This is a genomic window from Agrobacterium sp. 33MFTa1.1, from assembly GCF_004328495.1.
GTDB lineage: Bacteria > Pseudomonadota > Alphaproteobacteria > Rhizobiales > Rhizobiaceae > Agrobacterium > Agrobacterium pusense.
Genome location: NZ_CP036358.1, coordinates 2,017,868 through 2,036,216, shown reverse-complemented (window position 1 = coordinate 2,036,216; position 18,349 = coordinate 2,017,868). Strand labels below are relative to the sequence as shown.

The window sequence follows — 18,349 nt, the reverse complement described above, 5'->3', positions numbered from 1 at the left end:
GGGTTGGGAAGGGGTTCACGCCAAAGCGAACAAAAATACTCCACTTATCGATTGCGCGGCGTATAAACATGTGTAAATAACTCAAGATTAGCGGCGCGGGTGAACCTGCGCCGGGTCGTTTTTCAGGATCACGCCATGTTGAATTCCCGTCTTCGTTCCTTTGTTTTCGCCGCCCTCGTGCCCGCCGCAATTGCCTTTGCCGCGCCGGCCGCCATGGCTTCGGACAAGGGTAATCCGGAGGCTAAACGCATCGTTGCCCTGGGCGGTACGGTTACGGAAATCCTTTATGCGCTGGGTGCAGGAGACCGTATCGTGGCGCGCGACAGCACCAGCAGCTATCCGGCCGATGCGCTTGCAAAGCCTGACGTCGGTTATATGCGGGCACTGTCTTCAGAAGGTATCCTGTCGCAGAAACCCGATCTCATTCTCTCCGAAGACGGCTCAGGCCCTGCGGACGTCATCGCCATCCTGAAAGCCAGCGCGGTGCCTTTCGTCACCGTCGATACGCCGCCGAGCGGCGATGCAATCCCTAAAAAGATCGAGGATGTCGGTGCGGCCGTGGGGCTCTCTGACAAGGCGAAGGCGCTGGCTGCCGAGACCAGGGCGGGGCTTGATGCGCTCACCAAGGACGTCTCCGCCGTGCCGGAACAGGGCCGGAAACGCGTTCTGTTCGTGCTTTCCACTGCCGGTGGCCGCGTCATGGCGGCGGGCAAGGATACTGAGGCGGCGGCGATCATCGAAATGGCTGGGGGTATCAACGCGGCGGAGGACATTACCGGTTACAAACCGCTGACGGACGAGGCGGTCATTGCCGCGGCGCCCGACGTGGTGCTCACAATGGCGCGCGGCGACCACGCCGCCAAGGCGGATGAGACTTTCGCGCTTCCCGCGTTCCAGTCTACACCCGCCGCCGCCAGCAAGGCGCTCATCAGCATGGATGGGCTTTATCTTATCGGTTTCGGCCCCCGTACACCCGCTGCAGGCCGGGAGCTGGCAAACAAGCTCTATCCTGATGTGGTGAAGCCGTGAGCCTAGCCGTCTTGAGTTCGACCGAGGGCAGCGTTGCGGGCGACAGATCCCGTCAGGGCGTTGTTGCCCTTGTCGTGCTCGTCGGCATCCTGCTGTTTGCCTGTGGCGTATCGCTGATCAGCGGACCCACGGGCGTCGGCATGTCTGAACTCCTTGCCTATCTCACCGGCGGCGCGAATCAGCTCGATGCGCGCGACAGGATCATTCTCGAGGCGGTGCGCCTGCCGCGCACGGCGCTCGGCATGTTGATCGGCGCGGGACTCGCTGTTTCAGGGGCAATGATGCAGGGCCTGTTCCGCAATCCATTGGCCGATCCCGGTATTGTCGGCGTCACCTCGGGCGCTGCGCTCTTTGCTGTTGCCGCCATTTCGCTCGGGGAAGGCGCGCTTGCCACGGTCGCGCTGTTTTTCGGCCCTCACTTTCTGCCGATCATGGCCTTCTTCGGCGGGCTCCTGAACACCTGGGTGCTTTATCTGATCGCCACGAAGGACGGCGCGACCTCAACCACCACACTCATTCTGGCCGGCATTGCGGTGGCGGCCATCAGCGGTGCGATGACCGGGTTGATGATATTCGTCGCCGATGACCGGGCGCTGCGCGACATCACCTTCTGGTCGCTCGGTTCACTCGGCGGGGCAACGCCCGCCAAGGTACTGGCCACCCTGCCTTTCATCATCGTCGTTCTCGCCATCATTCCCTTCGTCGCGCGCGGGCTGGATGCGCTGATCCTCGGGGATGCGGCCGCCTTCCATATGGGAATACCGGTGCAGCGGCTGAAACGGGTCGTCATTCTGGCCGTTGCCGCCGCCTGCGGGGCGAGCGTGGCGGCGGCGGGTTCCATCGGCTTTGTCGGTATCGTCGTGCCGCATCTGCTTCGCCTCGCCATCGGCCCGTCGCATCGTTTCCTGCTGCCGGCCTCCGCCCTTGGCGGGGCGGCGCTTTTGCTGCTGGCCGACAGTTTCGCCCGCACGGTGGCCGCACCGGCGGAACTGCCGATCGGCGTCGTCACGGCGCTCATCGGTGCGCCGGTCTTTCTGTTCCTGCTGCTGGGACGCGGCGGTTTTTCCATGCGGAACATGTCATGATCCGGGCCGAAAACCTTACCCTCATCCGCTCCGGCCGTCGGTTGCTTGATGAAGTCAGCGTCGATCTGAAACCCGGCAAGGTCAATGTCATCATCGGTCCCAACGGTGCCGGCAAATCCACGCTGATGAAGGTTCTCTCGGGCGAGATGCGCGCTGAGGCCGGTTTGGTGACCTATAATGATGTCGACCTGCCGGTGTTCACGCCGGTCCAGCTTGCGCGGCTCCGCGCCGTGCTGCCCCAGAGCACCCAGCTCGCCTTCCCTTTCACTGCGCTCGAAATCGTCCGCATGGGGGCGGTCGCGCAGGGGTCGCGTGCGCCGGAAGAGCAGGCCCGCCGGGCTCTTGCCAAGGCCGGGCTGCGCGGTTTCGAACAGCGGTCCTACAATATGCTCTCAGGCGGCGAGCAGCAGCGGGTGCAGTTTGCGCGGGCGCTGGCGCAGGTACCGAACCCGGTTGAAAATGGCGAGGCAAGGGCGCTCTTCCTCGACGAGCCCACCGCAAGTCTCGATATCGGCCACCAGATCGCCGTGCTAGAAACGGCGCGGGATTTTGCAAGCGGCGGCGGGCTGGTTCTCGCCATCCTGCACGATCTCAATCTGGCCGCGGAATTTGCCGATCAACTTATCGTCATGCATGGCGGCCGGGTGACGGCCAGTGGCCCATCGCTGGAAACGATCAGCGATGAGACCATTGCAAGGGTCTATGGCATTGGTGGTGTCGTCGGCCGGCTGCCGGCGCGGCATATTCCCTACGTACTTCCGCAGTCTCGCCACCGATAGGGGCTGTCCTCCGCCTCAATTTTCCGGGCGGGTGGCGATGAAGAGCGCGGAGCCCAGCATGACGGCGGCGACGACGGCTGCGCGCAACGGCGGCGGCTCGCTCAGGAACCAGAAAGCGGCGTAGCTGACGGACATGGCCGAAAGCGCCGCGATCTTGGCTTTGCGGGCTATTGCGCCGCGTTCGCGCCATCGCCGCAGGGAAGGGCCGTATCTGGGATGGGCGAGAAGCCACGCCTCGAGTTTTGGCGAGGAGCGGGAAAAACACCAGAGCGCCAGAAGCAGAAAAGGCGTGGTGGGCAAAACGGGAAGAAACGCGCCGACAATGCCGGTCGCGACCATAAGCCAGCCAAGACAGAGGTATAAAAGGCGCATGCCTAGCCGGTATCATGGCTTTACCACTCAGGATAGAGCGGTGGGCCGAAAAGGATGGGTCCCGTTGCCGCAGGCTCCACCGCACCGGAAACCGGCAGCTTTTGCCATCACATTTGCCGTGATCTGCGTTCTCCCCGGCCCTGTGTCGTGCCTTTAGGGTTGAAAGCGCCGCACACTGTCTTTATCCCCTTGGCCGCGATGCCCGGAGCATAACCGGGCCGTCAACAGGAAGAAGAAGGAAAACACCATGGCCAAGCTGATCCACTCGATGGTCCGGGTGCTGGACGAAAAGCGTTCGGTGGAATTTTACAAACAGGCTTTCGGGCTTGAAGTGGCGGAACGCGCCGAGTTCGAGAATTTCACGCTGATCTATCTCAGCAATGCCGAGGGCGATTTCGAGCTGGAGCTGACCGTCAACCGTGGCCGCGAAGTGCCCTATGCGCTGGGCGACGGTTATGGCCATCTCGCCGTCAGCGTTGCCGATGTTGACGCCGAGCATCAGCGCTTCAACGAGATCGGGCTTTCCCCCGGCAAGATCATCGAGGCCGATTACAAGGGCCAGCCTTTCGCAAAATATTTTTTCATTTGCGATCCCGATGGTTACAAGATCGAAGTGCTGCAGCGCGGCAACCGGTTCAAATAAGCTCTGATGGAGGCAGGCATGGCAGAGGCAGGCGTTAAACTCGAAGACAGCTGGAAGCGCGTGCTTTCCGCAGAATTCGCCAGCCCCTACATGCAAAAGCTGAAAGAGTTCCTGCTTGCGGAAAAGACAGCCGGCAAGCGTATCTTCCCGAAGGGCGCGGACTATTTCCGCGCTCTCGATCTGACACCGCTCGATGAGGTGAAGGTCGTCATATTGGGGCAGGACCCCTATCACGGCGCCGGCCAGGCGCATGGACTGTGCTTTTCCGTGCAGCCCGGCGTGCGCATCCCGCCCTCGCTCGTCAATATCTACAAGGAATTGCAGGCCGATCTCGGCATTCGCCCGGTCGGCCACGGTTTTCTGGAAAGCTGGGCGAAACAGGGCGTGCTTCTGCTCAACAGCGTGCTGACGGTGGAAGAGGCCCGCGCCGCCTCGCATCAGGGGCAGGGCTGGGAAAAATTCACCGACGCCGTCATCCGCGCCGTCAACGACGAGTGCGACCATGTCGTCTTCCTGCTCTGGGGTTCGTATGCCCAGAAGAAGGCGGCCTTTGTGAACCAGCGCAAACATCTGGTGTTGCGCTCGCCGCACCCGTCACCGCTTTCCGCCCATAACGGCTTTTTCGGTAATGGCCATTTTTCCAAGGCGAATGCCTTTCTCATCTCCCATGGCCGCGACCCGATCGACTGGCAATTGCCGGAATCGGTGTAAGCCCTCCCTGCATATACTTCCGTCATTCCGGCCGTGAGCCGGAATCCAGCCGACGCGCGTCTGCGCGGCGAGAAGAGTCCTTTCAGCCCAAAGACTTGGGCTGGCTGGATGCCGGATCATGTCCGGCATGACGGGATTCAAAACCAAAATGTCTTTACGCGCGGCAACCTCCGGTCTAAAGAATACTAGACTATGAAGTGAAGGATTATGCCCGTGTCTCTCCTGTCTGCCGAAACCTCCGTCTCGCTGCCCGATCCGCTGTCGATCGTCGATGCTTTCGAGGATCATTTTTCCGAGCATATGGAGATGGAGCGCGAAGGCGCGACAGTGCGGTTCAAGACCGAATACGGCCATGGCCGTTTCAGCGCAGAAGGCGGTCGTTTCGCCGCAAGCGTCAGCTGCATTTCCGAACATATATTGATGTCGGTCAAGGCCATGGTGGCCGAGCATATTGTCGAGTTTTCCGGGGAGACGGGGCTGGATTTCCGCTGGAGCGGCCATGGCGCGCAGCAGCGCGAACTGCCCAATCTTTTCGTCGGCAAGATTGCCCGCGCCTATAATCTGACACCTCATATGCGCCGGCTGGTGGTTTCCGTCGAAAGCGGCATTGAAAGGCTGATGACGGGCGGCATGCATGTGCGGCTGCTTCTGGTCCCGGATCAGGCCCGAGCGCCGGTCTGGCCTTATCTTGCGCCCACCGGGGCCATCGTCTGGCCCTCGGGCGAGGATCTTCTCACGCGCCGCGTCTACACCATCCGTTCCGGCGATATCGCGCGCGGTGAAGTCCATATCGACTTCGTCATGCATGAGGGTGACCACATGCCGGGCGCGACATTCGGCGCAACGGCCAAGCCCGGTGATGTTCTCGGCATCATCGGCCCGAGCGGTGTCTGCCCGGAGGCCGAACGTTATGTCTTTGCCGGCGATGAGACGGCGCTGCCGGTGATGCTGCGCATGGCGGCCGAAATGCCGGCCGGGAAGAAGCTCAGCGTCTATTCCGAGATCGATGACGAAGCCGAGCGGCAGGAAATCGTTTGCGCGGCAAATGTCGAGTGGACATGGCTCTATCGTCGCGGCAAGGCCGCCGGCACCGCCGGCCTTATTGAAAAAGCGCTGCGCGACCATGCCTGGAGCGGGGATCATGAAGGATTGCACGTCTTTGTCGCCTGCGAAAAATCCGAGGCGAGGGCGGCAAAATCCTTCCTTACCGACGAGATTTCCGTGCCGAAAGCTGCTCTGCGCGCGGTCGGTTACTGGAGCCTGGGTGTCGCGGACGATCATTGACTGGCTCATCGGTCGTTGAACAGTCGGTTTTATCGTTCACCATTCGGGAACAATCCGTTCCCGTTGTCCACTCTATGCCCGAGAGTACTGTTACCCCATCTTTACGCCATGAAGAGGACGGGCCCAACCATGCGGCCCGCCAGGCAAGAAGGGGTTTATCATGCTCAACCAGATCAAGGGCCTGCACCACGTCACATCCATGGCGGCGAGCGCGCGCCAGAACAACAGTTTTTTCACCGATACGCTCGGCCTGCGCCGGGTAAAGAAGACGGTCAATTTCGACGCGCCTGATGTCTATCATCTCTATTATGGCGATGAAGTCGGCACGCCCGGCTCTGTCATGACCTATTTCCCGTTTCCACATATCGCCCGCGGCCGTCCCGGCACCGGCGAAGTGGGCACGACGCTGTTTTCCGTACCGGACGGGTCGCTCGGCTACTGGCAGGAGCGTCTTTCGAAGGCCGGCGTGGATGGCCTGAAGGCCGACGACGCCTTTGGAAACAAGCGCCTGCATTTCGCAGGCCCCGATGGTGACGGTTTTGCGCTGGTCGAGGTCAGGGATGACAACCGTGCGCAGTGGATCGGCAATGGCGTCGGTCAGGATCAGGCGATCCATGGTTTTCAGGGTGCGTCGCTGCGACTTCGCGATGAAGGTGCGACGGCCGAGCTTTTGAAATTCATGGGTTATCAGGAAGTCGACCGTCAGGACGGCGTGTTGCGCCTTGGTATGCCCGGCGGCAACGGTGCCGATGTCATCGACATCGAAACCATGCCGAATATATCAGGCGCGCGGCTGGGTGCTGGCTCCGTGCACCACATCGCTTTTGCGGTCGAAAACCGCGAAAAGCAGCTGGAGGTGCGCAAGGCGCTGATGGACACCGGCTATCAGGTGACACCCGTCATCGACCGCGATTATTTCTGGGCGATCTATTTCCGCACGCCGGGCGGCGTGCTGTTTGAAGTTGCCACCAACGAGCCGGGTTTCGACCGCGACGAGGACACCGCCCATCTCGGCGAGGCGCTGAAGCTGCCGACCCAGCATGCGCATCTGCGCTCCGTGCTGGAAGAGCATCTGGAGCCGCTGGGGGATGAGAAGGCTGCTTAATCGCTCGATGGCTTTTGGCAGGATGTTGCCGCGCTTTCTTCTCCCCTGCGGGAGAAGGTGGCCCGAAGGGACGGATGAGGGGGGCAACGCCAGCGATAGACCGCACCCTCGCCCCCTCATCCCGCTGCCGCGGACTTCTCCCCTCGGGGAGAAGAAGCAAGCGGCACTTGCTCCACATGGGAATGCTCCGTTCGGCTGAAAAAGCCGCGTGGATGCCACTGAACCTCTCCTTCCAGAAAGGATTTTTCGATGACCAAGGACAGCTATTTCCACAAGTCCCGCGCCGGTGCTGTCGGTGCACCGCTTTTCGTCCTGCTGCACGGCACTGGCGGTGATGAAAACCAGTTCTTCGATTTCGGCTCGCGTCTCCTGCCGCAGGCAACCATCCTCTCGCCTGTCGGTGATGTCTCCGAACACGGCGCGGCGCGGTTTTTCCGCCGCACCGGCGAGGGCGTGTACGACATGGCCGATCTTGCCCGGGCCACCGGGAAGCTTGCGGATTTCGTCAAGGCCAACCGGGAACATTATCAGGCCGGTCCGGTCATCGGCCTCGGCTTTTCCAATGGCGCAAATATTCTCGCCAATGTGCTGATCGAACAGCCCGGGCTTTTCGATGCCGCAGTGCTGATGCATCCGCTCATCCCGTTCGAGCCGAAGATTTCCCCTGCCAAAGCCACGCGCCGGGTGTTGATCACGGCGGGTGAGCGCGATCCGATCTGCCCGGTGCCGCTGACCAAGGCGCTGGAACAGAGCCTGAAGGCGCAGGGTGGAGCCGCGGAGACGGTATGGCATCCGGGCGGGCATGAAATTCGCTCCAGCGAGATTGATGCCGTGCGGGAATTTCTCTCGGTTTACGGGGAGTGATGCTGTCTTCCGTCATGCCGGGCTTGACCCGGCATCAGCCACGGCGCGTCTGTGCCGTGAAAAGAGTCTTTCGCGATCAAGGACTTGATGGCACTGGACCCCGGATCTAGTCCGGGGTGACGGGGCGCGGATGATGTGCATTCGCCCAAACTCAAGGTCATCCTCGGGTCAAGTCCGAGGATGACGGAGGAGGGATTTACTGCTCCGTCAAGTAATCCCTAGACCAGCCTCGTCCCGCCCAGCCTCAACGATACCCGCACTGCTGCAACTGCGCCTCGTAACGCAACGCCATGTTGGCGGAGCGGCGGGCAGCCTTCTGGACGGCTGAATTGTTGCGCCAGCTGCCCTTCGCATAACCGGCATGGCCGGAATAATAGGCAAGGTAGAGGTTATAGGGATCGTTCAGTGCAATGCCGTTTTCGCGGCGGCTCTTGGCGTGATACCAGCCGACGAAGTGGATGGCATCGGTGAAATCGGTGCGGCTTGCCGACCAGCGGCCGGTTTCTCGCTGGTAAACACTCCATGTGCCGTCGAGTGCCTGGGCGTAGCCATAGGCCGTCGATTGCCGTTTCCAGGGAATGAAGCCCAGCAGCTTGGTGCGCGGAGGCCGCGCATAAGGGCGGAAGGCGGATTCGGTATAGATCGTCGCCATCATGACAGGCACGGGCACGCCGAACTCTCGTTCTGCCGCTTTCGCATCACGCCGCCAATTGTTGAAGATGCCGTTGCGCTGCTCGAAAATCGCACAGGCATTGGTCACCTGCGACGGTGCGGTGGCGCAGCCGGCGAGAACGAGCATCAGGAAAACAACGGCAAATACGCCACGCATAACGGAACCCTTTCGTTCCGTTATTCTTAAATTGCTAACCATTAACGTCGGGTTTTAAGACAAGGTTAATTCAAATGCCGCCGATCGGGCGGTCGTTAACCCGCTGAAAATTCCTGTGGCCGGGATGGGGCGAAGCCGCCTCCCGGCGCCTTTTTTCAGAATGCGTCATCCCCGCGCGTCCCCGGTGCTGCCAGCCAGATTATACTTTGCCCATACCGGTCATCAGGCGTGCGCGCGGCGCAGGATGGGCGGGGCAGGCGGCCTAAACCGGGGAGTTTCCCGATGTCACGGTCAGGGCGGCCGGCATATGCCCATCCTCCAAACAGGAACCGGTTTGGCGGGCGGGTCATGTGTTTGAAGCCGGGGCTGCATCGTTTGCAAAACCCTCTACCACCCTTTGATACCCCGCAGCGATGCGGCCCCTTTTGCTCTTCCCGACGTTGCCGCGGAATCCGCGGCGACGATACCGGCGCATGTTCATAAATCGCGCCCGCTGTACAAAAATGAAAACCGGTAAAATTGTAGCAATCGGCTTAAAGCGGCTGAAAACAGTGTTGTGCCATTGTGGGATCACAGACGGAGAGCGTCCCTTGAAAGAGACGCTCCACAACTAAATCGAGACCGGCACAAGCCGGCGGATCGCAAAACGGGGTATGAAAATGCTGAAGAAGATTATTGCTGCCGCCATCTGCGGAATTGCCGTTGCTTCCATGTCCAACCATGCCGACGCGGCTGGCGCTGCCGGTTTTGCCCGCGGTTTTGCCGCCGTCGAGAAGTCCGCCGTTACGCAGATTGGTGTTTCCGCACCTGATGGTTTCGATGGCTGCGTCCTTTCCGCCGGTCAATGCGTTTCGACCATCGCGGCGCCGCTGACGGCCGAGCGCCGTGAGGAACTGTTGCGCGTCAACCGCGATGTGAACACCACCATGGGCGCGCTCGACGATTATTTTTCCGGTCTCGCAACCGATCTTCCGGCAACGCCTTCTGCAAACCTTGGAGATTGCGGTGACTGCGCCGCGATCAAGCGCGCCGCCCTTGCCGGCGCTGGCTGGTCTTCCAGTGCGTTGCGCCTTGCCTTTTCGCTGAACAATGACGGATCGCTCGAAAAAGTGCTCATCGTCACCACCGATAAGGGCGATATCGTCCTTGGCAATGCCGCCCTTTCTCCGGTCGAGCGCGAAACCGCGCTTTAAACCCATCCTTTCATGCCTGCCAGACTGCGCCGGTTTTCTGACCCTGTGGGTTCAGGAAGCCGGCGATTTTTTTCGTTCCGCCACGGCAATGCCGGCCAGCGCCATGATGAGTGCTGCGATCTGGTAGGTGTGCAGGGTCTCACTGAGCACGACGACCGACAGCAACGTGCCGAAAACCGGCACCAGATTGATGAACAGGCCGGCGCGATTGGCGCCGATCTGTTCGACGCCCTTGATGTAAAGGATCTGTGCGATGAGTGACGCAAAAATGGCGGCATAGACCACCAGCACCCAGCCCTTCTGATCCGGCCAGACGACGCTGTCGCGCGACATTTCCCAGAAGACCAGCGGTACAGACGTAAGCAGTGCGAAAAAGGCGGGGATGGCCATCAGCGTCCGCCAGTCGACCGTGGGTTTCCAGCGCAGGATGACGGTGTAGATGGCATAAACCAGCACGGCGAGCAGCATGACGGCGTCGCCGACATTCATTTCCAGTTGCAGCAGCGAGACCGGATCGCCATGCGAGGCGAGCAGCGCCACGCCTGCAATGGTCAGACAGAAACCGGCGATCTGGCCGAACAGCACCCGGGTACGGAACAGGATGAAGTTCAGAACAAAAATGACCATGGGAATGCCGGCCTGTATGACGGCGGCATTGATGGCCGAGGTGTGCTGCAGGGCGGTGTAGAGAAATACGTTGAAGGCCGTGTAACCGACGCTGCCGAGCACGAAGAAATAGGGCAGGCGTTTTTTCACCACCGGCCAGTCCTTGATCAACTGCGGCACTGAAATGGCAAAGATGATGGCGACGGCGAAGACCCAGCGCAGGAAGGTGAAGGCCATGGGGCTGATGTGGCCGACGGCGAGCTTGCCGGCAACGGTGTTGCCGCCCCAGCAGAGCGTGGCGATGATGAGGGCGATATAGGCTTTCGAAGGCACGCTGATGTTTCGCTTCTTCATAAGGGCGGGAAAACGGTGAGGGGTGAGCGGCGGCCTTGCACCCGCGCTTGGCCGCCCACGGGGCGAGATAATGCGGGAAATCCGCGGCTTGTCACGGAAAAAGCAAAATTCTCCATAAGAAACAGGGTCGCTTTCCGTAAAACAACACAGTATACATTCGCGGGTTTGGGTTTCCCATCGGGTTATCGGGCGTGCAAGCGCCATGAGCAGGAAAGCAAGAAATGACGAATGTTGTGGTGGTCGGCTCGCAATGGGGCGACGAAGGCAAAGGCAAGATTGTTGACTGGCTGTCCGAGCGGGCAGATGTCGTCGTGCGGTACCAGGGCGGTCACAATGCCGGCCACACGCTTGTCATTGATGGTGTCAGCTACAAGCTTTCGCTTCTGCCGTCCGGCGTCGTGCGTCCCGGCAAGCTCGCCGTCATCGGCAATGGTGTCGTCGTTGACCCGCATGCGCTGATCGCCGAAATCGGCCGTCTGGAAGCGCAGGGCGTCAAGGTTACCCCGGAAAACCTGCGTATCGCCGACAATGCCACGCTCATTCTGTCGCTGCACCGTGAACTGGATGGCATGCGCGAAGACGCCGCCTCCAACAGCGGCACCAAGATCGGCACCACACGCCGTGGCATCGGCCCGGCTTACGAAGACAAGGTTGGCCGCCGCGCTATCCGCGTTATGGATCTCGCCGACATGGAGGCGCTTTCCGCCAAGGTCGATCGCATCCTGACGCATCACAACGCACTTCGTCGCGGTTTCGGTGCGGCCGAAGTCTCGCATGAAACGATCATGGAAGAGCTGGGCTCGATTGCCGAGCGCATCCTGCCGTTCAGCGAAACCGTGTGGCTGCTGCTCGACAAGAAGCGCCGCGCCGGTGCCCGCATCCTGTTTGAAGGCGCGCAGGGTTCGCTGCTCGATATCGACCACGGCACCTATCCCTATGTGACCTCTTCCAACACGGTTGCCGGCCAGGCCGCTGCCGGCTCGGGCATGGGTCCTGGTTCGCTGGGTTATATCCTCGGCATCACCAAGGCTTACACCACGCGCGTTGGCGAAGGCCCGTTCCCGACCGAACTCAATGACGAAATCGGTCAGTTCCTGGGTGAAAAGGGTCATGAATTCGGCACCGTCACGGGCCGCAAGCGCCGTTGCGGCTGGTTCGATGCCGCGCTGGTGCGCCAGTCGGTCGCCACCAACGGCATTACCGGCATTGCGCTCACCAAGCTTGACGTTCTCGACGGTCTGGATGAGCTGAAAATCTGCGTCGGCTACAAGCTTGACGGGCAGGAAATCGATCATCTTCCGGCCAGCCAGGGCGCGCAGGCGCGTGTGGAGCCGATCTACATCACGCTGGAAGGCTGGAAAGAATCTACCGTCGGTGCCCGAAAATGGGCGGATTTGCCTGCTCAGGCAATCAAATACGTCCGGCAGGTGGAGGAACTGATCGGGGCGCCGGTTGCGCTTCTGTCGACAAGTCCCGAGCGTGACGACACCATACTTGTGACTGATCCGTTTGAGGATTAATGTCCTCGGCGATCTAGATTCATAAACCATATCGGGCCGGTACGTCGCCGGTCACGACGAGAAAGTGCTTATGGCGGATTTTGTAGCAGTCATTCGCAAGGCCGTGGATGGCTTGGCGAACAATACTCCCGAAAACCGGGCGAAGGTTTACGACAAGGCGCGCAGTGCGGTTGTGCGCCAGCTCGAGAATATGAAGCCACGTCCGCCGGAAGAATTGTTGCGCCGGCAGATCGCCAAGCTGGACGCCGCCATTGCCGAGGTGGACAGCGAATATGCCGAGGCGCTTCCGGCGCTGGAGGAGGATGACGCGTTCTCCCCCGTCGCCGAAGACGCGGCTGCGCCTTACCACCAGCACGAAATCGAAGAAGACGACCGCGCGGCGCATGCGGCCGAGCCTGTTACGCACGAAGAGCAGGAGCAGGTTTATGAGGAGCCCGCCCCCGTCGAGGCCGACGAGCGCGAGCCGGTCTACGAAGAGCAGGCCACCGAAGAAGAACCCGGCCGTGAAACGCCCGTAGCCGAGCGGGATGAGCAGGTTTACGCTGAGCCACAGCCGCGCGTAGAACAGCATGGCGAAGCCGAGCCGGAAGAGCTTTATGAGGCGCCCGCGCCCGTGGCGCCGATATCGCCCGTCGCTTCCGACGAGGTGCATCAAACCTATTTCACCCGTGCGGAGGAAGAGCCGGCCTATCGTTCGGCCGACGAGCATGATCGTGAATTCGAAACCGCACCGCTCGCAGAGGATGCGTCCGTTCCGGCCCACTGGGCGCAGCCGGTGGATGAAGATGACTGGCGCAAGCTGGATGAGGCGCGGGACGAGGACCTGCGCGCGGCGGACGATTATGCCGACAGGCGCGCCGAGGCGGATGAGCATCCGCTCGTTGCCGATTATCCCGCGCATCATTATCAGGAACCGGAAGTGACGCTGGATCCCGAAAGGCGGGACGATGCGGATCAGCGGTTCGGCCAGACTCCGGCTTTCGGCGCCCGGGACGAGTTGTCCGAGCAGCGACAGAGCGAGGAGGCCACTCCGAAAAAGGCCGTCGTGGAAGATTTCTCGTCCTATTTTCAGGATGCGGATATCGCCATTCCCGCCAAAGACGCCCCCGTCCTGCCGCGTGCCGATAACGATCCCTTCGGCGATCAGGCGCAGGCGAAGGACAACAGGGAGCGTACGCCCTGGGATGATCTGGACGAGCTGATCGGTTACGACGGCGCGTCGTCCACCACCCGCCAGTCTTCGGATGAAACGCCCGGCCTCGGCGCGGCTGCGGCAACGCCTGCCTACATGGTCAAGAAGAAGCCGCGCCGCAACTATGCCTCCGTGGTGCTGGCACTTGTGGGCGTGGCGCTGCTTGCCGGCGGTGGTTATGCCTTCTGGCTGAACCGCGATGCGCTGAACGACATGGTCGGCGGGCTGGTCAATTCTGCCCAGAACGGTGGTACCCAGACATCTTCGCCGGAGACGGCGCAGACGCAGCCCACCACGCCGCCCGCGACCCAGCAGCCGCCTGCGGCCGGCCAGCAGCAACCGACGGCCACACCAAACAACCACCCGAACCAGTCGCATGGCGATGACGGTTCGGTTACCGGCACAAAGTTCACCCAGCGGCTTCTGGCCGATGGCACCGAGCGTGACGAGGGCCAGGCACCGGGCGCGAACGGCCAGCCCGTCACGGCGGAAGGTCAGTCGGTCTACGAGCAGAATGTTGCGCCTCCACCGGCAGGCGAAAGCCCGGCCGGCAATACAGGTGCACCTGCCGGCACACCGGCTGGCGCACCCGCCGGACAGCAACCTGCTGCCGCGGCTTCCGGCGACCGCATGTTCCTTTATGAGGAAGTGCTGGGCCAGACGGTTCCGACCGCGATTCAGGGCAGCGTGTCCTGGTCGCTGCAGCAGGAAAATGATGCCGAAGGCAAGCCTTCGCCTACCGTGCAGGGGCAGATTACCGTTCCCGGCCGTGGCCTCAGCGCGCTGATCACCTTCAAACGCAACACCGATCCGTCGCTGCCGGCGAGCCATCTGATCGAAATCGTCTTCTCGGTTTCGCCCGGCTTTGAAGGCGGCGCGATCGACAGCGTCCAGCGTATTGCGATGAAGAGCACCGAGCAGGATCGCGGCAACGCGCTGATCGCCGTTCCGGCCAAGATCACCGACGATTTCCACATGATCGCGCTCAACGACTTCCCGGATGCGATGAAGACCAATCTGGAGCTTCTGAAGAGCCGCAACTGGATCGATATTCCGGTGTCCTACCGCAATGGCCGCCGTGCGCTGCTGACCCTGCAAAAGGGCAATGACGGCATCGCCGCTTTCGACAAGGCGCTCAGCGAATGGGCGGCATCAGCGCCGGCGACGGGCGGTCAATAAGGATTGAAAGGGCGGCTCAGGCCGCCCTTTTCGTTACATGGCTACGGCGGTGTCTTTGCTGTGTCAGGTGATGGGTTTCGGGGATGTTGGTGGGTGCGGCTCACCCCCCCCTCTGCCTGCCGGGCATCTCCCCCACAGGGAGGGAGATCGATATGCCGCGAGGTCTCGACCAACTCAACGGCCGAGGATAAAGCGGCGGTAGCGCGTCTTGCCGATCTCCCCACCTGTGGGGGAGATATCCGGCAGGGCAGAGGGGGGTAAGCGGCATCCTCTGAAGCATCGATATTTTTCCTACCGGTTTTCCTCCAGCACTATCGTCGGTCTCAGAGGCAGACCATTTCCTATCGCCCGCCTTTTACCAACAAAAAATCCCCGGCCGAAGGCCGAGGATGATTCATGGTCAGCGCATTGGCGTCATGAGCGGGCTGTCTTACGCATCCACCACGCGCAGGGCGCGCGCCGCTTCCAGCGCTTCCTTCTGCACCGCTTCCTGCACCTTCTCAAAGGCACGGACTTCGATCTGGCGAACGCGCTCGCGGCTGATGTCGAACTCTGAGGAGAGTTCTTCCAGCGTCACCGGCTCCTCGGCAAGTCTGCGGGCCTCGAAGATGCGGCGTTCGCGGTCGTTCAGCACGCCCATGGCTTTCGCCAGCATGCGGCGGCGGGTTTCCAGTTCGTCCTGCTCGATCAGCACGTCTTCCTGGCTGTCATGGTCATCCACCAGCCAGTCCTGCCATTGGCCGGACTCGCCTTCGGACGCCTTGATCGGCGCATTCAGCGATGCGTCGCCATGCAGGCGGCGGTTCATCGAGATGACTTCTTCTTCCGACACCTGCAGCTTCGTCGCGATTTCCTTGACATGCTCCGGCTTCAGGTCGCCATCGTCGATGGCCTGGATGCGGCCCTTCAGACGGCGCAGGTTGAAGAACAGACGCTTCTGGTTGGCGGTTGTGCCCATCTTCACCAGCGACCACGAGCGCAGGATATATTCCTGGATCGAGGCCTTGATCCACCACATTGCATAGGTGGCCAGACGGAATCCGCGTTCCGGATCGAATTTCTTCACCGCCTGCATCAGGCCGACATTCCCTTCGGAAACGACTTCGCCGATCGGCAGGCCGTAACCACGGTAACCCATGGCGATCTTGGCAACGAGACGCAGGTGGCTGGTGACGAGCTTGTGGGCGGCGTCGCGGTCGCCATGCTCGGCGTAACGCTTGCCAAGCATGTACTCTTCCTGCGGCTCCAGCATCGGAAATTTGCGGATTTCGTCGAGATATCTATTGAGACCGGCTTCGCCGGCTGTAATCGTAGGCAAACTATTGCGGGCCATAAAGCACCCCCTTATCTATGGTCTGGAACGGCACCCTCTTTGATCGGCGAATAACCCGCCGGAGGCGCGCCGTAAGTTGCGGGTCGTTACCGACCCCGCACGAACCCATGTGACAGATATGTACGCTCACGCCGCGTTTCAAGCGAACGCTGCGTTCACACATGCGTTATGTCGAGGCGACCCCTTCTTTGATCTGTTTAACTTTCGAGCGGTAAATTCGTTCCGAAAAACCGCCAAGGCCGGAGCGCACCATCAGCTCATACATCACCCGTCTGCGCATCGGATTGTGCAGACGCACCACCTTCGCGCCGAGGAACTGCGTCTCGACATGGGCAAGCGCCTGCAGGTCCGGATCGATGGCAATGGCCTGCGCATAGGTTGCGTGAAATTCGCGGTGGCACACATAGGTCTTGTATTTCGTCATGCCGAAGCAAACGAGGCTGTGGCCGTGGGTGCGCAGGAAATCGGCGACACCCACCGTCACTTCCGGCCAGGCGGGGTTGAAGGTGTCATCAAAAACGATGATGCCGTGCGGCGCGATCACCTCCATGGCCAGTTTCGCATCGGCCAGCACGTGATGCAGGTGATGGCCACCATCAATACTGAAAAAGCGTGCCGGACCGATGCGGGACGTGATGTCGTCTGGTGTCAGCCGCGTGCTGTCACCCTTGATGATAAGGTCCCGATCCATTGTGAAACCCAGCCGGCGGCCGTTTTCCATCAGGCGTTCATACTGGTCGAGGCTGCCGTCTTGCGGCGGGTCCAGATCGAAAAGATCGACGCCCAGCACCTTTTCCTGGCTCTGCGCGAATTTGCGCAGCAGGAAATAGGAGCGACCGTAATAGACGCCGATTTCCGCGATGCCGCCACTAAGGGCGCTTTTCGTCTGCGCCTGCAGAAGTGCCTTGAAGACGAGCGCATCCGGCGGGTCGATGTAACCTTCGACGCTGCGCAGCTCCTGGAATATAAACCGGCGGTCTTTAATCGTCATGCGCACGCGATCCCGTCATCGTGCCGGCTCCGTTCAAGGCAGTTCGAACGTGCGGCGGTTCAAGGCTTTGCGAGGCAAAGGAGGTGCGAGGATTAAAGCGAAATTGGGGCGGTCTATGAAGAGGACCGTCGGCAGAATATCGCGTTCCGCTAATCTTTTTTTGTTATCCGAAGCTTCCGGCGAAATGTGCGGCGCAGTTTTTTGGAACTGCGCCAGGCGTTTTCAGGCACGCAATGCGGCGACCAAGGCTTCCATGTCTTCTGGAAGCTCGGTTTCGAACTCCATCACCTCGCCGGTGCGGGGGTGTTCGAAAGCGAGCAGATAGGCATGCAGTGCCTGGCGCGGAAAGCGCCCGACGATGCTCTTTGCCGGTTCTTCCAGAAGGTTCGCCTTGGTACGGAAGGCCGCGCCATATTCGGGATCGCCGATCAGCGGATGGCCGATATGGGCCATGTGCACGCGGATCTGGTGGGTGCGGCCCGTTTCGAGACGGCATTCCACCATCGAGGCGAGACAGGTGGCGTCCGGCCGCTCGTGATAACGCTCGACTACCTCGTAATGGGTGATTGCCTCGCGGGCATCATCCGAATCCTCGTGCTTGACGGCGCGTTTGGTGCGGTCGACGCTGCGGCCGAGCGCTGCGTCGATTGTGCCACGCAGCGTGCGCGGGCGGCCCCAGACGATGGCCTTGTAGGCGCGTTCCAGCGGCCCGGTGCGGCCATGGTCGGCAAATTGCGCGGCCAGATGCCGGTGGGCGTTGTCGTTCTTCGCAACGACCATGACACCTGACGTTTCCTTGTCCAGCCGGTGTACGATGCCCGGGCGCTTGACGCCGCCAATGCCGGAGAGGCTGTCGCCGCAATGATGAATGAGGGCGTTGACCAGCGTTCCCGTCCAGTTGCCGGCGCCGGGATGCACGACGAGGCCGGCGGGCTTGACGAGCACGATCAGGTCTTCATCCTCATATTCCACGTTGAGGGGAATGTCCTCGCCCTTGGGTTCCGGGTCTTCCGGCTCGGGCATGACGATCTCGATACGGTCGCCGGGATGCACCTTCTTTTTCGGCTCGGTCACCGGCTTGCCGTTGAGGGAAACCGCGCCCTGTTCGATCAGCGCCTTCAGGCGGCTGCGGGAGAAGTCGCTGCCCACTTCGCCCGCCAGCCAGGAATCGAGGCGGCCTTCGGCGTCTTCCCCGGCAATCAGGACTTTCCTTGCGTCTCCGCCTTGTTTAAAGGGGTCGTTCATTCTTATTTTTCCGATCCATCAGCATTTCAGGGAAC

Annotated in this window: 17 protein-coding genes; 11 read left to right on the top strand and 6 right to left on the bottom strand. The window is 61.2% G+C overall.

Annotated elements, in window-relative coordinates; genetic code table 11:
• The first annotated feature begins 135 nt into the window (after positions 1 to 135).
• The 3 genes from EYD00_RS10330 to EYD00_RS10320 are packed head-to-tail and all read left to right on the top strand — an operon-like array spanning position 136 to position 2,893.
• Complete coding sequence (locus tag EYD00_RS10330; RefSeq protein ID WP_004443429.1) at positions 136 to 1,029, top strand: heme/hemin ABC transporter substrate-binding protein; 894 nt, start codon at positions 136 to 138, stop codon at positions 1,027 to 1,029.
• Positions 1,026 to 2,114 (top strand): FecCD family ABC transporter permease, encoded by a 1,089-nt coding sequence (locus tag EYD00_RS10325; RefSeq protein ID WP_004443425.1) that lies wholly within the window; start codon positions 1,026 to 1,028, stop codon positions 2,112 to 2,114. Before EYD00_RS10330 ends, EYD00_RS10325 begins: the two co-directional genes overlap by 4 nt.
• On the top strand, positions 2,111 to 2,893 hold the full coding sequence (locus EYD00_RS10320) for a heme ABC transporter ATP-binding protein (RefSeq protein WP_004443422.1): 783 nt from the start codon (positions 2,111 to 2,113) through the stop codon (positions 2,891 to 2,893). Before EYD00_RS10325 ends, EYD00_RS10320 begins: the two co-directional genes overlap by 4 nt.
• Positions 2,894 to 2,908: 15 nt before the next feature.
• Here the strand turns inward: EYD00_RS10320 and EYD00_RS10315 are convergent, their stop codons facing one another.
• Positions 2,909 to 3,265, bottom strand: coding sequence for a YbaN family protein (locus EYD00_RS10315; protein WP_004443420.1), 357 nt, complete (start codon positions 3,263 to 3,265; stop codon positions 2,909 to 2,911).
• Between the two features lie 247 nt (positions 3,266 to 3,512).
• Here EYD00_RS10315 and EYD00_RS10310 point away from each other — a divergent pair, with 247 nt between their 5' ends.
• The 5 genes from EYD00_RS10310 to EYD00_RS10290 all read left to right on the top strand — a co-directional run bounded on the left by EYD00_RS10310 (position 3,513) and on the right by EYD00_RS10290 (position 7,872).
• Positions 3,513 to 3,908: a VOC family protein gene (locus tag EYD00_RS10310; RefSeq protein ID WP_004443419.1), complete on the top strand. Its 396-nt coding sequence runs from the start codon at positions 3,513 to 3,515 to the stop codon at positions 3,906 to 3,908.
• An 18-nt stretch (positions 3,909 to 3,926) separates the two neighbouring features.
• Positions 3,927 to 4,619, top strand: coding sequence for a uracil-DNA glycosylase (gene ung / locus EYD00_RS10305; RefSeq protein WP_004443416.1), 693 nt, complete (start codon positions 3,927 to 3,929; stop codon positions 4,617 to 4,619).
• A gap of 207 nt (positions 4,620 to 4,826) precedes the next feature.
• Positions 4,827 to 5,903 carry a siderophore-interacting protein gene (locus tag EYD00_RS10300; RefSeq protein WP_034498697.1) on the top strand — a complete coding sequence of 359 codons (1,077 nt, stop codon included), beginning with the start codon at positions 4,827 to 4,829 and terminating at the stop codon, positions 5,901 to 5,903.
• 160 nt (positions 5,904 to 6,063) lie between these two features.
• Positions 6,064 to 7,008, top strand: coding sequence for a VOC family protein (locus EYD00_RS10295; protein WP_034498700.1), 945 nt, complete (start codon positions 6,064 to 6,066; stop codon positions 7,006 to 7,008).
• A gap of 249 nt (positions 7,009 to 7,257) precedes the next feature.
• Positions 7,258 to 7,872 (top strand): alpha/beta hydrolase, encoded by a 615-nt coding sequence (locus EYD00_RS10290; protein ID WP_004443409.1) that lies wholly within the window; start codon positions 7,258 to 7,260, stop codon positions 7,870 to 7,872.
• A gap of 244 nt (positions 7,873 to 8,116) precedes the next feature.
• Here EYD00_RS10290 and EYD00_RS10285 read toward each other — a convergent pair whose 3' ends face one another.
• Positions 8,117 to 8,701 carry a transglycosylase SLT domain-containing protein gene (locus EYD00_RS10285; RefSeq protein WP_004443407.1) on the bottom strand — a complete coding sequence of 195 codons (585 nt, stop codon included), beginning with the start codon at positions 8,699 to 8,701 and terminating at the stop codon, positions 8,117 to 8,119.
• Positions 8,702 to 9,360: 659 nt separating this feature from the next.
• Between EYD00_RS10285 and EYD00_RS10275 the strand changes: the two genes are divergently transcribed.
• Positions 9,361 to 9,894: a transglutaminase-like cysteine peptidase gene (locus EYD00_RS10275; RefSeq protein WP_034498831.1), complete on the top strand. Its 534-nt coding sequence runs from the start codon at positions 9,361 to 9,363 to the stop codon at positions 9,892 to 9,894.
• A 51-nt stretch (positions 9,895 to 9,945) separates the two neighbouring features.
• On the opposite strand, the gene EYD00_RS10270 is transcribed toward EYD00_RS10275, so the two are convergent.
• Positions 9,946 to 10,833: a DMT family transporter gene (locus EYD00_RS10270; protein WP_006700330.1), complete on the bottom strand. Its 888-nt coding sequence runs from the start codon at positions 10,831 to 10,833 to the stop codon at positions 9,946 to 9,948.
• 242 nt (positions 10,834 to 11,075) lie between these two features.
• On the opposite strand from EYD00_RS10270, the gene EYD00_RS10265 reads away from it, so the two are divergent.
• Both EYD00_RS10265 and EYD00_RS10260 read left to right on the top strand, forming a co-directional pair.
• Complete coding sequence (locus EYD00_RS10265) at positions 11,076 to 12,374, top strand: adenylosuccinate synthase (RefSeq protein WP_004443399.1); 1,299 nt, start codon at positions 11,076 to 11,078, stop codon at positions 12,372 to 12,374.
• 70 nt (positions 12,375 to 12,444) lie between these two features.
• Positions 12,445 to 14,745 (top strand): hypothetical protein, encoded by a 2,301-nt coding sequence (locus tag EYD00_RS10260; RefSeq protein ID WP_004443396.1) that lies wholly within the window; start codon positions 12,445 to 12,447, stop codon positions 14,743 to 14,745.
• Between the two features lie 430 nt (positions 14,746 to 15,175).
• Here the strand turns inward: EYD00_RS10260 and rpoH are convergent, their stop codons facing one another.
• The 3 genes from rpoH to EYD00_RS10245 form a co-directional block, all read right to left on the bottom strand.
• A complete protein-coding gene (gene rpoH / locus EYD00_RS10255) occupies positions 15,176 to 16,078 on the bottom strand; it encodes an RNA polymerase sigma factor RpoH (protein ID WP_004443393.1) in 903 nt (300 codons plus the stop codon).
• Between the two features lie 166 nt (positions 16,079 to 16,244).
• Positions 16,245 to 17,069, bottom strand: coding sequence for a class I SAM-dependent methyltransferase (locus tag EYD00_RS10250; protein WP_004443391.1), 825 nt, complete (start codon positions 17,067 to 17,069; stop codon positions 16,245 to 16,247).
• A 222-nt stretch (positions 17,070 to 17,291) separates the two neighbouring features.
• Complete coding sequence (locus tag EYD00_RS10245) at positions 17,292 to 18,314, bottom strand: RluA family pseudouridine synthase (RefSeq protein ID WP_004443388.1); 1,023 nt, start codon at positions 18,312 to 18,314, stop codon at positions 17,292 to 17,294.
• Positions 18,315 to 18,349 lie beyond the last annotated feature (35 nt).

What these genes read in the sequence shown, in the direction of transcription:
- EYD00_RS10330 (WP_004443429.1), top strand. Translation starts at nt 136, where the DNA reads ATGTTGAATTCCCGTCTTCGTTCCTTTGTTTTCGCCGCCCTCGTGCCC.
- EYD00_RS10320 (WP_004443422.1), top strand. Translation starts at nt 2,111, where the DNA reads ATGATCCGGGCCGAAAACCTTACCCTCATCCGCTCCGGCCGTCGGTTG.
- EYD00_RS10315 (WP_004443420.1), bottom strand. Translation starts at nt 3,265, where the DNA reads ATGCGCCTTTTATACCTCTGTCTTGGCTGGCTTATGGTCGCGACCGGC.
- EYD00_RS10310 (WP_004443419.1), top strand. Translation starts at nt 3,513, where the DNA reads ATGGCCAAGCTGATCCACTCGATGGTCCGGGTGCTGGACGAAAAGCGT.
- ung (WP_004443416.1), top strand. Translation starts at nt 3,927, where the DNA reads ATGGCAGAGGCAGGCGTTAAACTCGAAGACAGCTGGAAGCGCGTGCTT.
- EYD00_RS10300 (WP_034498697.1), top strand. Translation starts at nt 4,827, where the DNA reads ATGCCCGTGTCTCTCCTGTCTGCCGAAACCTCCGTCTCGCTGCCCGAT.
- EYD00_RS10295 (WP_034498700.1), top strand. Translation starts at nt 6,064, where the DNA reads ATGCTCAACCAGATCAAGGGCCTGCACCACGTCACATCCATGGCGGCG.
- EYD00_RS10290 (WP_004443409.1), top strand. Translation starts at nt 7,258, where the DNA reads ATGACCAAGGACAGCTATTTCCACAAGTCCCGCGCCGGTGCTGTCGGT.
- EYD00_RS10285 (WP_004443407.1), bottom strand. Translation starts at nt 8,701, where the DNA reads ATGCGTGGCGTATTTGCCGTTGTTTTCCTGATGCTCGTTCTCGCCGGC.
- EYD00_RS10275 (WP_034498831.1), top strand. Translation starts at nt 9,361, where the DNA reads ATGCTGAAGAAGATTATTGCTGCCGCCATCTGCGGAATTGCCGTTGCT.
- EYD00_RS10265 (WP_004443399.1), top strand. Translation starts at nt 11,076, where the DNA reads ATGACGAATGTTGTGGTGGTCGGCTCGCAATGGGGCGACGAAGGCAAA.
- EYD00_RS10260 (WP_004443396.1), top strand. Translation starts at nt 12,445, where the DNA reads ATGGCGGATTTTGTAGCAGTCATTCGCAAGGCCGTGGATGGCTTGGCG.
- rpoH (WP_004443393.1), bottom strand. Translation starts at nt 16,078, where the DNA reads ATGGCCCGCAATAGTTTGCCTACGATTACAGCCGGCGAAGCCGGTCTC.
- EYD00_RS10250 (WP_004443391.1), bottom strand. Translation starts at nt 17,069, where the DNA reads ATGACGATTAAAGACCGCCGGTTTATATTCCAGGAGCTGCGCAGCGTC.
- EYD00_RS10245 (WP_004443388.1), bottom strand. Translation starts at nt 18,314, where the DNA reads ATGAACGACCCCTTTAAACAAGGCGGAGACGCAAGGAAAGTCCTGATT.